Origin of the sequence: Nostoc sp. CALU 1950 (assembly GCF_051172895.1) — a bacterium.
GTDB lineage: Bacteria > Cyanobacteriota > Cyanobacteriia > Cyanobacteriales > Nostocaceae > Nostoc > Nostoc edaphicum_A.
Window position 1 is genome coordinate 1 of sequence record NZ_JBDNJQ010000208.1, and the last position, 13106, is coordinate 13106.

The following is a 13106-nucleotide window of genomic DNA, read 5'->3' on the forward strand; positions in this document are numbered from 1 at the left end:
TAGGGGGATCTAAAACTTTTGATACCGACAAGAGGACTTTTCAAACAACCTCTAAACTCCAGTTTAAAGCCGGAATTGTTGATTCCCATTCACAAGTTCTGTACTGCCCCGAACCACCACAACCCGAAAACCCACAAAGTAGTACCAATTTTCACGCCCGTGATAGCGGCGAACCGCCGAGCGGCAATTCCTGGGATTATGTTCCCACGAACCACCACGCAAAAGCCGAAATTTATTATTATCAACTAACCAAGCGCTTTCGTCTGTTGGCGCTCCGTTATAATTTTTGTGCCACTCATCCTGACACCATTCGCATACATTACCATGCATATCAAATAAACCAAAAGGATTGGCAGGAAATTTTCCTACATCTGTTGTTTGCTCACGATATTCACCCTTTGGGCCAGAATTATAGGCGTAATCGCCGTTGTAATTGGCTAAATCAGTCGTAATCGTTTCGCCAAAATAAAACGGCGTAGTAGTTCCCGCACGACAAGCATATTCCCATTCTGCCTCACTGGGCAAGCGATAGGTTTTCTCAGTATTTTTAGATAATCGAGCGCAAAACTCAATTGCATCATCCCAAGAAACCTGTTCAACAGGTCGATTAGCACCTTTAAAATAGGATGGTTCGGGATTTAAATCAATATTAACCTTGGGTAAAGCGGCAATAGATGCCCATTGACTCTGAGTTACTGGAAATTTCCCCATAAAAAAGGGTTGAATGGTAACAGGATGCTGTGGACTTTCATCGCCACTTCTTTCTGGCTCACTCTCTGGCGAACCCATGAAAAATTTACCACCGGGAATTGCAACCATCTCCAGAACTACACCATTACCCAGGTTTTCTGTAAAAAACTCAGTGCGTCCACCTGCTTGTCGTTTTTGATACTCTACTTTTTGTTCTTTCTTTAAGCGATCTACATCCTCATGTTTAAGCAGATAGTATTTCTGTAATTTCTCTAATTCAGCTTCAGATTTTTCACGCAACGGATATCCTTGTTCATCTACAAAGCTTGCCAAGTATTGCTTGTATTTGTCTAGGTTTTTCTTATATATACCGTAAGGCTCTAATGCTTTTTCTCTAACTGCACTAGCTTCTGTATCTGTTAATTTTAACTTTTCTTGTAAATCTTTTAATATGTCAGATTCCACCAGAGATATCTCGCCATCAGACGCAAATTCTTCAGCCTTATAACGATACTCAGCTATTGCGGCTTCCCTACTTACCCGTTTTTGTTCACGTTCCTTAATTAGTTGTTCAGCCGCAAACTTAATTCCCTGAGCTACATTCGTGAATGCATCATCTTGATTATTCCAAGACTTAATAGGTTGGGCATTTTTGGGCAGAGCTTGTAGTTTAGCAAATGGTGCATCTTGCCAAAAAACGTTTCGCAGAATAATTGGAATGACACAAGCCTCTCCATTTGCGTGGCGTTCTATTGCTTTGGTAACTTCAACATCCCAGCAGTATTTAGAAAATATAAAGTCTGAACTGACTAGTAATAAAATAATATCGGCTGTATTTAAATTTTCATTAATCTGCTGATCCCATTCTTTTCCAGGTGGTATTTTGCGATCGTGCCAAGTTGAAGTAAGACCTTGACGTTCCAACATAGTCAGGTGTTTAGCCAGTTCATCCTTTAGGGGTTCGTCGTTGTGAGAGTAGGAACAAAACACCTTGAGTGGTTCCAACGAAACATCTGCCATTTTGCGTCTTCAGGAGTAGTATAAATTACGCTTCTCACAAATTATAGTATTTTTGCCTGATTTCTTTGATAAACTAACCCTGATCGCCAGTGCAACTCTTTATCGTCTTAACTGGGAGATATGATATTGCGATCGCTATTCCATTCTGATGCTACTGCGATCGCTGCATAAAATCGATAGAGTAACTTTTATCGCAATCAAAGTACGTCAAGCTTGACTCCAATCTTGCAACTCTAGTGCTTCAATTCTACCGAAATGACGCTGATTATGAGTAATCATAACTAGATTATTGGCGATGTCTTACGACAAGCCGCTTTGCGTCTACGCAACCCCAGCAATGAGCAAGTCAATATCATCGATGGGAATCCCTTGGAGTCGCAAGTTTGCGTAGATATCTGCGGATAAGGTGACTGATTGTTCAGTAAGGGGTAAGACAGTATTTTGGGCGACAAACTCCAAAAATAAGGTGAGTTGCTTTTGGGCATCACGGTGCTTTAAGCCACTGAGAATTTCGTAATAAGTGATGATACTAATGTTGATTTGACGATAGGTTATCAAGTAATTCTGAAACTGAGTTACTACATTAGTATTACCTCGGAAGAACAAGGACAAGATATCAGTATCAATCAATGCTGGTTTCACGGTTTTGTCTTTGAGAAAATGCTTGCTGACGACGGATAGCAATCTCGTCTGAAAATTCGCCGTATGCTTCTTCTGACATATCGCTCCAGCAACCTGCAAACTGCATGATAGCAGCAGCATTATGATTGTTAGTTTGTGAGCTTATTCGAAATCCGTGAATCATCTCATAGAGTTGTGATAACTTAGCATCTGGGATTTGCTGCACTTCTTCTAAAACTTTAACTCTCCATTCTGAATGGTTTATTAGCTAATCTCTCCTGATTTTCCAATCTTTAATTCTAATATAAGAAAGAGACTTGCTTCTTTGGCAATAAAATATTCCATTATCCTTGAGTCTCACGCGCTTTGCGTAATTTATCTGACAGTCGCGCCATCACTACTTCACCATTTACTACGTCTCCACTTTCAATAGAAGCAAGCCCAACAGCTATTTTTTTCTGGGTTTCTTCTTCCCATTCTTGATAACCCTTTTCCCATTCTTCCAGCAGTTTCAATGCTTTAACAATCACTTCTTCAGCATTTTCATATCTACCTGTAGCAATTTGGGTTTGTATAAATTGCTCGTATTCCGCCTTAAGTTGGATGTTCATAATTGTTATTCCTAGTTAGCTAAGAGCATTCCCCAAACTATGCTTCTAACTTATCAGAATCTTTCTGTAAGTGTATCAGGCTTGCTAGATACTGGTTTTACTGTCAACGTATTGCCCTACGAAATCGGGTTAAGGCTGGAAGCAGGTTTAAAATATATGGTGTTACTCAAAAGAGACTTATGACTTTAAGCCTGAACTTGCCACCAGAATTAGAACAGTATCTTGCACAACAAGCTAAACAGCAAGGGCTTTCTGTGGAAACATATACTTTGCAGATTTTGCAAGAATATATTCTGCCAAAAGAGAAACGCTCTAAATTAGTCAATGTGCTTTAGTCTTGGATTGATGAAGGTGACGCTGATGAGCAGCAAGAAATAGGAGAGTACTTAATTCACGCCTTAAAGGATGTCTGAAGCGTTCCCCAAACTATGCTCTAAAATTTATCTAAATTCATTAAAGCCTTAACTTATGCTTCTTACCGAACTCATACCGCTAGTTAAAGAATTATCCCACACTGATAAACTCTCACTAATACATTTACTGGCAGCCGAATTGTTGAAGGAATCAAGTTTAGTTCCATTGGATGCTGAGGACAAAGTAGCTAGTCTTGGCTTATATGATTCTTTTGAAGCTGCTGCTGTTTTAGCGAAGGCATTAGCAGAAGAAAAAGCGGCAACACATGGTTGATAAAGTTAGATTTGCATTTACTGAGGTCAATCCAGAACTCGGTGCATTAAGTACCCTACCTTATCTACCGCTAATTCTCAGTTATCAGAATCGTTCTGTAAGTGTATCAGGCTTGCTAGATACTGGTTCTACTGTCAACGTATTGCCCTACGAAATCGGGTTAAGGCTGGGAGCAGTTTGGGAACGTCAAAGACTCTCCGTTCCATTGGGTGGTAATTTGGCTAGGTTTGAGGCGAGGGCATTGGTGTTGATGGCAAATATTGAACCATTTCCGACAGTAGAGTTAGCTTTTGCTTGGACAAAAGATAGAAACGCCCCATTGATTTTAGGACACATGAATTTCTTTTTAGCGTTTGATGTGTGCTTCTATCGTTCTGAATTAGTGTTTGAAATTAGCCCTAAAATAGCCTGATGGAAATAGTGAAACCCAACATTATATTAAGTTAACGTTGGGTTTCACAGCATTCAACTACCTTGATTAGGCGGTATTTGTTCAGATGGCGGTTCCGCTGGGGGAGCGAGTACCGCATCCGGCGCAATCTCTTCTACGGGAATTGGTTGCTTATCCTCAATTTCTAAATCTGCTTGCGCTGCTTCCACCAATTCAGGAGATGGGGGATGTGGTGGAATCGCTTCCGGTACACTCTCAGTTTTTACTTCAGTGTCAGTAGTAACTGTCTCCTCTACTGGTTGTTCTGGTATGACAATAGTTTTGTCGATAATCTCAACAGCAGGTTGCTCTGATATTACAGAGATAATATCTTCAGGTTTGGGGGTTGTGGGTGTTTTTTTACTTACAGTCTGTTGCACCTTGTCTTTCACGCCACTGAAGGTACTACCAAGACCCTGCTGCAACTGACCCAGGCGTTCCTGAAGGGACAACTTATTTACCTGTTCCTGAATGCCAGTTTTCACCGTCTCAGGACTGGGTACTTGGGTTTGTTGTGCCTGCGGGGTCAGTTGGCGACGTAATGATAGAGTTTGCCAGCCAAACCAGACCAAAAGAGCCACACTAGCCACATGACCCAGCAACAAACCCCCAGTAATGCGTGGTGCAAACACCCATAAGACTAAGGCGTAGAACAGTCCCACACCACTCCAGATAAAATCATTCTTGCGGTGGATTTCTGGAAAAAAGAAAGCTGCTATATAAATGGCTAAACTACCAAGACCGACCACCAAAGCTAGGACAAATGCCAGCATTATTTGGTTACTCCTTTGACTAGAGATTGGGGACTGGGGATCGGGTACTGGGGATCGGTTACTGGATATTAGGTATTAGGAAGAAAAACTAATTTAGTGAATTAAATTCCTTCCTAATGCCCAGTCCCCAGTCCCCAGTCCCCAGTCCCTCAAATAACAATTTTGCAAATTTTGCCAGTCAATTGTTGATTTAGATACAATTTAAAATTAATTATCCATGTTAGTTGTGGATTTTTGTCGTTTATATCAAGTCTTAAGGTCTTCTTTAGGGGAGAACGGAAAATATCGGACTACCCTTATAGGTAAAGGATCTGCAAGAGTTAGCCAGAAATTTTTTATGACACTACAAAGCTTTGGTGTGATTGGATTAGCCGTTATGGGTGAGAACATCGCTCTCAACGTGGAGCGCAATGGCTTCCCAATTGCAGTTTACAACCGCTCCCGAGAAAAAACGGATGCGTTTATGGCGCAACGTGCTACAGGACGGAACGTCAAAGCCGCCTTTACTCTAGAAGAATTCGTTGCCTTATTGGAACGTCCCCGCAAAATTCTAGTAATGGTGCAAGCTGGTAAGCCAGTGGATGCGGTGATTGCTCAACTCAAACCCTTGTTAGACGAAGGCGATATCATTATCGACGGTGGCAACTCTTGGTTTGAAGATACGGAACGACGCACTCAGGAATTAGAACCCGCTGGGCTTCGGTATCTTGGTATGGGTGTCAGTGGCGGTGAAGAAGGGGCATTGAATGGCCCTTCTCTGATGCCTGGAGGTACAACAAGCTCTTACGAGTTTCTATCACCAATTTTCAACAAAATTGCTGCCCAAGTCGATGACGGCCCTTGTGTAACCTATATTGGCCCTGGTGGTTCTGGCCACTATGTCAAAATGGTACACAACGGCATTGAGTATGGCGATATGCAGCTAATTGCTGAAGCCTACGACTTGCTGAAAAATGTCGCTGGATTAAACCCCAGTCAGCTACATGATGTGTTTGCTGAATGGAATACCACCGATGAACTCGATTCATTTTTGATTGAGATTACGAAGAATATCTTCCCATATATTGACCCAGACACAAATAAACCCCTGGTGGATTTGATTGTTGATGCAGCCGGTCAAAAGGGAACTGGACGCTGGACTGTGCAAACTGCGTTGGAATTGGGAGTTGCTATTCCCACAATTACAGCAGCAGTTAATGCCCGGATTATATCTTCGATTAAAGATGAGCGGGTTGCAGCATCTAAAGTCCTCACAGGCCCCAGTGGCAAGTATGACGGGCAAACTAAAGACTTTATCAACAAAGTCCGTGATGCTCTCTATTGCTCGAAAATCTGTTCTTATGCTCAAGGGATGGCGTTGCTATCCACAGCTTCAAAAACATATAACTGGAATTTGGATCTGGGCGAAATGGCGCGGATTTGGAAAGGTGGTTGTATTATTCGCGCTCGCTTTTTGAATAAGATTAAGAAGGCTTTTAGCGAAAATCCAGCTTTGCCTAACTTGCTGTTAGCTCCCGAATTTAAGCAGACAATTCTTGACAGACAGACTGCTTGGCGGGAAGTGATTGCGACAGCTGCAACAGTGGGAATTCCAGTACCCGCATTTAGCGCCTCCTTGGATTATTTTGACAGCTATCGCCGCGATCGCTTACCTCAAAATCTAACTCAAGCACAACGCGACTACTTTGGCGCACATACCTACTTGCGTCTTGATAAGCCCGGAAGTTTCCACACTGAATGGGTTCCTATTGCTGAAGCTGGGAAGTAAGCTTTTGTACCTCTAAATTCTCAATTTATTGAGTAAATTTAGACTGTTTCAGAATAAATATTACAAGTGACTCTGAGTTTCAGAGTCACTTTCTTTTTAATGCTGAGTTATAGCAAAGTGCTGAGTGCTGAGTAAAAACCCAGTTAGTTCAAGGCTTTAGGCAATCAACACTGTCCTAACCTATGTGACTACGGCTATAAATGCAAAATAAAACTGCTGTCTCTTATACCAATTTGAAAAAAGAATGCCACAAATAGAACATTTGTAGAGACGCGATTCATCGCGTCTTTACCCAATGATGTGTTGCAATCATTAATTGAATGAGTATTATTGATTGATTTTAAGGCAATACGCTTGGGCTAAGGGTTATTGAGTGTAGGTAATTGGTCTTTGAAGACGCGATAAATCGCCGTCTCTACAAGTGTTTTGGTCTTATCTGAACTGTATTAGATTTTAAGGATTATTATTACCAAGAAATTTTGCTTTTAATTCTTCTAACTCTTGATCTATTTTATTTGTACTAGAAGGCTGAGGTGTTGGGTTGGGTGGCTGTATTTTATTTGGTTGAGGTTTGTTGTTACCCATAAATTGGGTTTTCATTTCCTCTAATTCTTTCTCAAGTTGACTAGGAGATTTCGATACAAAAGCAGCTGGAGATTTGAGTGGTGATTGAGGGATAGGTTTTGGTGCAATTGCTGGTGTGGCTGCTACTTGCGACTGTTGATTTAAGTCTTTGAGAACTTCGTCTACTGTTTGATAACGTCGAATCGGGATACTTTCTAGCATCTTGTTGAGAATCCGATTCAACTGATTACTGATAGGAGTTTGCAAGTATTGCTGCCATACCCATGTATCGTTATTGGTATCATAGGAATCGAAAGGCGATCGCACTGTTAATAAATTAATACAAGTAGCACCCAAACTGTAAATATCGCTGGCAAAAACAGCCCTACCTCTCATTTGCTCAGGTGCAACATATTCTGGACTACCAATACTTGTACCAGTTCTATTTAAGGCGGTGCCAGTGGCAGATTTAGCAGCACCAAAATCTACTAATACTAGTTTGCGATCGCTCTCGCGTAAAATAATATTTTCTGGCTTAATATCGCGGTGAATTACGTGTCTAGCATGACAAAATTGCAAAACTGGTAATAAATCACTTAGTAATTGCCAAATTTGTATTTCACTAAAAGCACCTGTATGTGCCAATTCCTGGGCTAAGTTTTGTCCGTCGATAAATTCTTGTACAAGATACTGCCGATTTTCTTGAGTAAAATATGCCAGTAGTTCGGGAATTTGGGGATGTTTGCCCAATTCATCTAACTGCACCGCTTCTTGGTTAAATAACTCTACGGCTTTGGCAAGAGTGTTAGTGCCTTGGGATTGGGGATAAAATTGCTTAATTACGCAGCGTGGTTTTGAGGGTTTATCCTCATCCACAGCTAAGAAGGTTTTGCCAAAACCACCTTGTCCGATTGGTTTGATCGCACGGTAACGTTCTTTGAGGAGTAACTTGGAACCACAAGTCACGCAAAAATTTACATGATCAGGATTTTCAGGCTTGGGACAGTGGGGATTAAGGCAGTAGCTCATACAGGCGATCGCTCTTATATCTCTTTATTTTACTGGCGTTGAGGATGTGGACTTCTCCGAATCCGTTAAACTATGAGCGATGTCTACGACGGGCTACGCCTACGCACTGCTTAACTAGTACAGCACGGCGGAAACAAACATACCATTTCAAATGGCGCAAAAGCTTAGAATACAATTCTTTTGACTTTTGACTTTTAACTTTTGACTTCCGCCCTGCGGTACTAGCCTATACCTTCTATAACTGGATGGAAGTAGAAGGCGAATCCCAACACTGTATAGGTAGCTAATAACAAAGTGCCTTCCAGCCAATTGGACTTACCATCAGAACTAATACTGTTTGCAATCAACACCGACGCAACCACAGCTACTAATTCAAAGGGTTGGAAATCCAAATCCATTGGTTTACCCATTATCCGCCCTGCGATCACCAACACGGGCGCGACAAACAAGGCAATCTGCATACTTGATCCCACCGCTACCGAAAGGGAAAGATCCATTTTATTTTTCATCGCCACGGTGACTGCTGTGGCGTGTTCAGCCGCGTTACCGACGATGGGAACCAAAATCACCCCTGTAAACAGCGCCGTCAAACCTAGCTGAGATGTGGCCACTTCCAAAGAAGCAACTAACATTTCTGACTCAAATGCTACCAGTAAGGTACATACTAGCAAGACACCAACCCACAACATCATATTTGGTTTAGCATGAGGGATTTCTTCTTCTTCTGTCTCTGCTACACCCACATCATAAAGATAGGAGTGGGTTTTCATCGAAAATAGCAGCGTTAGCGCATAAACCAGGATTAACACCACAGCAACAGCAATAGAAAAATTTTGCAGTGTTTGTTCGTTAATTCCTTGAGAGGTATAATTCATTGCCGTTGGCATCAACATGGCAATCACCGCCAAATTCATCGAATCAGCATTCACCCGCGCCACAATTGGCTGAAATGTCTGTTCTTTATAGCGCAGTCCTCCCAAAAGCATGGAAAAACCCATCACCAGTAGTAAGTTGCTAATAATTGATCCCGTGATGCTGGCTTTGACTACATCTATTAATCCAGCGTTCAGCGCTACTAGGGCGATGATTAGTTCTGTAGCATTGCCAAAGGTGGCGTTTAACAAGCCCCCCAATGATGGCCCGACTACGACAGCAATTTCTTCTGTAGCTGTACCCATCCAAGCTGCTAAGGGTAGAATTGCTAATCCAGCTGTAATGAAAACTATCAATTCTCCCCATTCCAGAAAGTGGGCTGCTACAGAAACCGGGATAAACAGTAGTAAAACGAAAAGAATAATGTTTTTGGTTGACATTTGTTGTCTTAAGTTGAGGGTATCATTCACAGCGAGCAATCCTAAATTTTAAATTTGGAGTGTTGAATTAACAATCACTTTCACTCATCACTCCGATATGATACTCTCAACCGTCTGTAGAGCAATTCAGGAATTGTACTGTTTTCGGCTCACTGCTGTATATGTAAAATTCAATTGCGATATAATGAGTTTTTGTAATCTTTTGTTGCAAAACTATGAAATTGAGCCAAAATATTACACCAAAAATGGGGTTTAATATATTAAAAGACAATTAAAATTTTGATTGGCGCTGCTAACGAGAAACCCCTAACTAAGGCCTTGTTCGATGGCTAATTACTTTGAGCCTTCAGGGAAAGGGCTGTGCGATAACGCAGATTTCCCACTACAATAAAATCGCTTTGTCAAAAATTTCGTTGTATTCCATAGTTGTTGTTTATACCGGATTTTGTGTACAAACCATTGTAGAAAGGTTTATGCACAATGTTTTCGGTGCAACTGCAAGTTTTTTGTTTTGGATAAATATACATGACTTCTGCTGCTGAAATGCCAGCTAGCTCTGGCTCAACGTTAACATTACATTCAGATCCCAAAAACGCTCACGAAACCGATCCCCTGAGAAAGGCTAATGGTGTTTATGTGACGGTGCATGGTCATTTTTACCAGCCACCAAGGGAAAACCCTTATCTGGACGCAATTGAACGCCAACCGAGCGCTGCGCCTTTCCATGACTGGAATGAGCGGATTCATTGGGAATGCTATCGTCCGAATGCCTTTGCCAGAGTCTTAAATGACCAAGGCGAAGTGGTGGGGATCGTCAACAATTATGAGTATTTCAGTTTTAATATTGGCCCAACGCTGATGTCGTGGCTAGAACGCTACGATGTGGAGGTTTATCAGCGGATTTTAGAGGCGGATGCCAAGAGTAGCCAACGGTTGCATGGTCATGGCAATGCGATCGCGCAAGTATACAATCACATCATCATGCCTCTGGCGAATGAACGCGACAAATATACCCAAATTCGCTGGGGTAAAGAAGACTTCCGTTCCCGCTTTGGTCGTGATCCCGAAGGAATGTGGCTCGCAGAAACAGGTGTGGATTATGCCACCCTCGAAGCTCTGGTTGCTGAGGGTATTCGCTTCATTATCCTTGCACCATCTCAAGCACTGCGTTGCCGTCCCCTTCCCACTCCAGATCATCCCAATCCTGAATGGCACGAAGTCGGTGGTAGTCAAATTGATCCCACACGTCCCTATCGTTGTTATTTAAAGCCAACGCTAGACACTTCATCTTCACCTCTAAGTTCGATTAATGAGGGGAATGGGGATAGTAACCACTCCCCACTCCCCACTCCCTACTCACTCCCCTACATTGATATCTTCTTCTACGATGGCCCGATATCGCGGGACATGGGTTTTAGTGATGTCGTTTATAATTCCACTCACTTTGCTGGACGTATTGGTTCGGCGGTACGTGGGGATCATCGTCAAACACAGTTAATCTCTGTGGCGACAGATGGGGAAACCTTTGGACATCACAAAAAGGGAACTGAGAAAACTTTAGCCTACGCCTTTACTAAAGAGTTTCCTCAACAGGGTTGGACTGTAACAAACTTCGCCCATTACCTCAGCTTAAATTCTCCCGGTTGGGAAGTGGAATTAAAGTCAGTTACGGCCTGGAGTTGCGCCCACGGTGTAGACAGATGGCAAGATGACTGTGGTTGCGGTGGAGAAGGTGGTGTTTGGCATCAGAAATGGCGTCGTCCCCTGCGGGATGCCCTAAATTGGCTGCGCGATCAGCTAACTGAGGTGTATGAAGAACATGGTAGGCAGTTATTTCGTGATCCCTGGCAAACACGAGATGAATATATCCAAGTGATGCGCGATCGCTCTGCTACCAATGTCAACCGTTTCCTAGCCCGTCATCAAACTCACAAACTAACCGCAGCCGAACAAGTAGACGCTCTGCGTTTATTGGAAATGCAGCGTCACGCTTTGTTGATGTTCACTAGTTGCGGTTGGTTTTTTGAAGAAATTTCCCGTCCAGAGGGGACACAAATTCTGCGCTACGCCGGTCGTGCTTTGGAATTAGCAGGAGAAGTGGCTGGTGTGCAGTTGGAAAAAGGCTTCGTCAAACGTCTTGGTTTAGCCCCCAGCAATGTGGATGACTTCAAACACGGTGGCGAAATTTATCGGCAACTCGTGTTAACTGCCCAGCTTGGCTTTAAGCAAGTAGCAGCCCATTACGCTATTACTTCTCTGTTTACAAATCAGAAACCAGCAGAGACACGTACATCTCTGCCAAGAAAAGATGCTGCGGACAAAGAATCTCAGCGTTACCACAAAAAAGTTTATTGCTACGCTGCTAATGAGCTAGATTACCAGATGCAACGGATGGGATCGCTAACTCTGGCTGTGGGGAATTTAAAGCTGGTATCAGAGATTACTTGGGAAAGCGAGCATTTGGTATTTGCGGTTCTCCATTTGGGAGGCTGGGATTTCCACTGCTGTATTCAACAATTTACTGGACGGCGTGACTACAGCCAATTAAAAGAAAAGCTGTTCGGCGCACTAAAACAAGCTAGCGCGGCTCATACTATCTTGGCGATGACACAGCTATTTGGCGAAGAAGCTTTTAACTTGCAAAATCTATTTGCTGAAGAACGCCACCGGATTATGCGACTGCTGAGTGAGGAAACACTGACACGTTTAGGACAGTTGTATACCCAAGCATACCGTGATAATTATGGTGTGCTGATGGCGTTTCATCGAGATGAAATAGCAGTACCGCAAGAATTGCAGGTAGCAGCAGATATTGCTTTAGGGCATCGTTGTTTGATGACATTGCGATCGCTAGAGCAAGATATCGCTGATCCCCAAAAGAGTTGGAGTCACATCTTAGAATTGGAAGTGATCGCAACTGAAGCAAAACATCTGCGTTGTCGGCTGAATATTCCCGACGGTAAACAGATGTTAGAACAGTTAATTGCGCGATCGCTCTGGCAACTGTTGCACGATGCTAATGGTAGCTTTAATGCAGATATCCAACTATTGGAGCGATTGATTGATGTCGGGGATCAACTCAATATTCACATTTCCCTACAGCGATCGCAAGAACTATATTTTAGTTGTCTGCACAGTCAGATAGCGCCGGTGTGTATTACTAGCGTTGGGAATGAAGGAGATAATCAGTGTCTTCAGTTGCTCAAGTTGGGCAAAAAGTTAGCCGTTGATGTCAGCATGATCTCAAATCAGTTGGGATAGATGTAGACACGCACAGCAGTGCATTGATATCAACTTAAGTCAGTTTTGGGAAAAATTTCACACAGAGAGAAGGGGATAATTATCCTCTTCTCTTTTTAATTTCCTTGATTATGATGTCCGCCAAATTACCCATAATACAATACAGTTCAGAATGAGCAACAAAACCCAGATGTAGAGACGCGATTTATCGCGTCTTGAAAGATCAATCATCTACACCAATAACTCTTAACCCAAGTGCATTCAATACGGTTCGGATAAGGTTTTGTGATGAAAGTTATAGATCACAAAGACGCGATAAATCGCCGTCTTTACAATAATCAGTCCTTTGTAGAGACGGCG

Annotated in this window: 12 protein-coding genes; 5 read left to right on the forward strand and 7 right to left on the reverse strand. The window is 42.5% G+C overall.

Annotated elements, in window-relative coordinates:
* Nucleotides 1-63: 63 nt before the first annotated feature.
* From ABF638_RS33710 to ABF638_RS33725, 4 genes are all read right to left on the reverse strand, one after another.
* The gene (locus ABF638_RS33710) at nt 64-1710 is read right to left on the reverse strand and encodes an SUMF1/EgtB/PvdO family nonheme iron enzyme (RefSeq protein ID WP_435027159.1); all 1647 of its coding nucleotides are present in this window, start codon (nt 1708-1710) and stop codon (nt 64-66) included.
* A gap of 321 nt (nt 1711-2031) precedes the next feature.
* Nucleotides 2032-2352, reverse strand: a complete 321-nt coding sequence (locus ABF638_RS33715; protein ID WP_435027160.1) for a type II toxin-antitoxin system VapC family toxin — start codon at nt 2350-2352, stop codon at nt 2032-2034.
* Complete coding sequence (locus tag ABF638_RS33720) at nt 2333-2515, reverse strand: hypothetical protein (RefSeq protein ID WP_435027161.1); 183 nt, start codon at nt 2513-2515, stop codon at nt 2333-2335. The genes ABF638_RS33715 and ABF638_RS33720 overlap by 20 nt, the downstream gene beginning before the upstream one ends.
* Nucleotides 2516-2675: 160 nt before the next feature.
* Nucleotides 2676-2942 (reverse strand): type II toxin-antitoxin system ParD family antitoxin, encoded by a 267-nt coding sequence (locus ABF638_RS33725; RefSeq protein ID WP_435027162.1) that lies wholly within the window; start codon nt 2940-2942, stop codon nt 2676-2678.
* 179 nt (nt 2943-3121) lie between these two features.
* Here ABF638_RS33725 and ABF638_RS33730 point away from each other — a divergent pair, with 179 nt between their 5' ends.
* The 3 genes from ABF638_RS33730 to ABF638_RS33740 all read left to right on the forward strand — a co-directional run bounded on the left by ABF638_RS33730 (nt 3122) and on the right by ABF638_RS33740 (nt 4041).
* Nucleotides 3122-3277: a hypothetical protein gene (locus ABF638_RS33730; RefSeq protein ID WP_435027163.1), complete on the forward strand. Its 156-nt coding sequence runs from the start codon at nt 3122-3124 to the stop codon at nt 3275-3277.
* Between the two features lie 133 nt (nt 3278-3410).
* Nucleotides 3411-3629: a hypothetical protein gene (locus ABF638_RS33735; protein WP_435027164.1), complete on the forward strand. Its 219-nt coding sequence runs from the start codon at nt 3411-3413 to the stop codon at nt 3627-3629.
* Complete coding sequence (locus tag ABF638_RS33740; RefSeq protein ID WP_435027165.1) at nt 3622-4041, forward strand: hypothetical protein; 420 nt, start codon at nt 3622-3624, stop codon at nt 4039-4041. Before ABF638_RS33735 ends, ABF638_RS33740 begins: the two co-directional genes overlap by 8 nt.
* 53 nt (nt 4042-4094) lie before the next feature.
* Here ABF638_RS33740 and ABF638_RS33745 read toward each other — a convergent pair whose 3' ends face one another.
* Complete coding sequence (locus tag ABF638_RS33745; protein ID WP_435027166.1) at nt 4095-4832, reverse strand: Ycf66 family protein; 738 nt, start codon at nt 4830-4832, stop codon at nt 4095-4097.
* Between the two features lie 337 nt (nt 4833-5169).
* Here ABF638_RS33745 and gndA point away from each other — a divergent pair, with 337 nt between their 5' ends.
* Nucleotides 5170-6600, forward strand: a complete 1431-nt coding sequence (gene gndA, locus ABF638_RS33750; RefSeq protein WP_435027167.1) for an NADP-dependent phosphogluconate dehydrogenase — start codon at nt 5170-5172, stop codon at nt 6598-6600.
* Between the two features lie 453 nt (nt 6601-7053).
* On the opposite strand, the gene ABF638_RS33755 is transcribed toward gndA, so the two are convergent.
* Complete coding sequence (locus tag ABF638_RS33755) at nt 7054-8193, reverse strand: protein kinase domain-containing protein (protein WP_435027168.1); 1140 nt, start codon at nt 8191-8193, stop codon at nt 7054-7056.
* 221 nt (nt 8194-8414) lie between these two features.
* Nucleotides 8415-9506 carry a calcium/proton exchanger gene (cax, locus tag ABF638_RS33760; RefSeq protein WP_435027169.1) on the reverse strand — a complete coding sequence of 364 codons (1092 nt, stop codon included), beginning with the start codon at nt 9504-9506 and terminating at the stop codon, nt 8415-8417.
* 525 nt (nt 9507-10031) lie between these two features.
* Between cax and ABF638_RS33765 the strand changes: the two genes are divergently transcribed.
* The gene (locus ABF638_RS33765; protein WP_435027170.1) at nt 10032-12767 is read left to right on the forward strand and encodes a DUF3536 domain-containing protein; all 2736 of its coding nucleotides are present in this window, start codon (nt 10032-10034) and stop codon (nt 12765-12767) included.
* Nucleotides 12768-13106: the final 339 nt, after the last annotated feature.

Coding starts and splice junctions, on each gene's coding strand:
- ABF638_RS33745 (WP_435027166.1), bottom strand. CDS start 4,832: ATGCTGGCATTTGTCCTAGCTTTGGTGGTCGGTCTTGGTAGTTTAGCC.
- ABF638_RS33730 (WP_435027163.1), top strand. CDS start 3,122: ATGACTTTAAGCCTGAACTTGCCACCAGAATTAGAACAGTATCTTGCA.
- cax (WP_435027169.1), bottom strand. CDS start 9,506: ATGTCAACCAAAAACATTATTCTTTTCGTTTTACTACTGTTTATCCCG.
- ABF638_RS33740 (WP_435027165.1), top strand. CDS start 3,622: ATGGTTGATAAAGTTAGATTTGCATTTACTGAGGTCAATCCAGAACTC.
- ABF638_RS33710 (WP_435027159.1), bottom strand. CDS start 1,710: ATGGCAGATGTTTCGTTGGAACCACTCAAGGTGTTTTGTTCCTACTCT.
- ABF638_RS33755 (WP_435027168.1), bottom strand. CDS start 8,193: ATGAGCTACTGCCTTAATCCCCACTGTCCCAAGCCTGAAAATCCTGAT.
- ABF638_RS33725 (WP_435027162.1), bottom strand. CDS start 2,942: ATGAACATCCAACTTAAGGCGGAATACGAGCAATTTATACAAACCCAA.
- gndA (WP_435027167.1), top strand. CDS start 5,170: ATGACACTACAAAGCTTTGGTGTGATTGGATTAGCCGTTATGGGTGAG.
- ABF638_RS33735 (WP_435027164.1), top strand. CDS start 3,411: ATGCTTCTTACCGAACTCATACCGCTAGTTAAAGAATTATCCCACACT.
- ABF638_RS33765 (WP_435027170.1), top strand. CDS start 10,032: ATGACTTCTGCTGCTGAAATGCCAGCTAGCTCTGGCTCAACGTTAACA.
- ABF638_RS33720 (WP_435027161.1), bottom strand. CDS start 2,515: ATGATTCACGGATTTCGAATAAGCTCACAAACTAACAATCATAATGCT.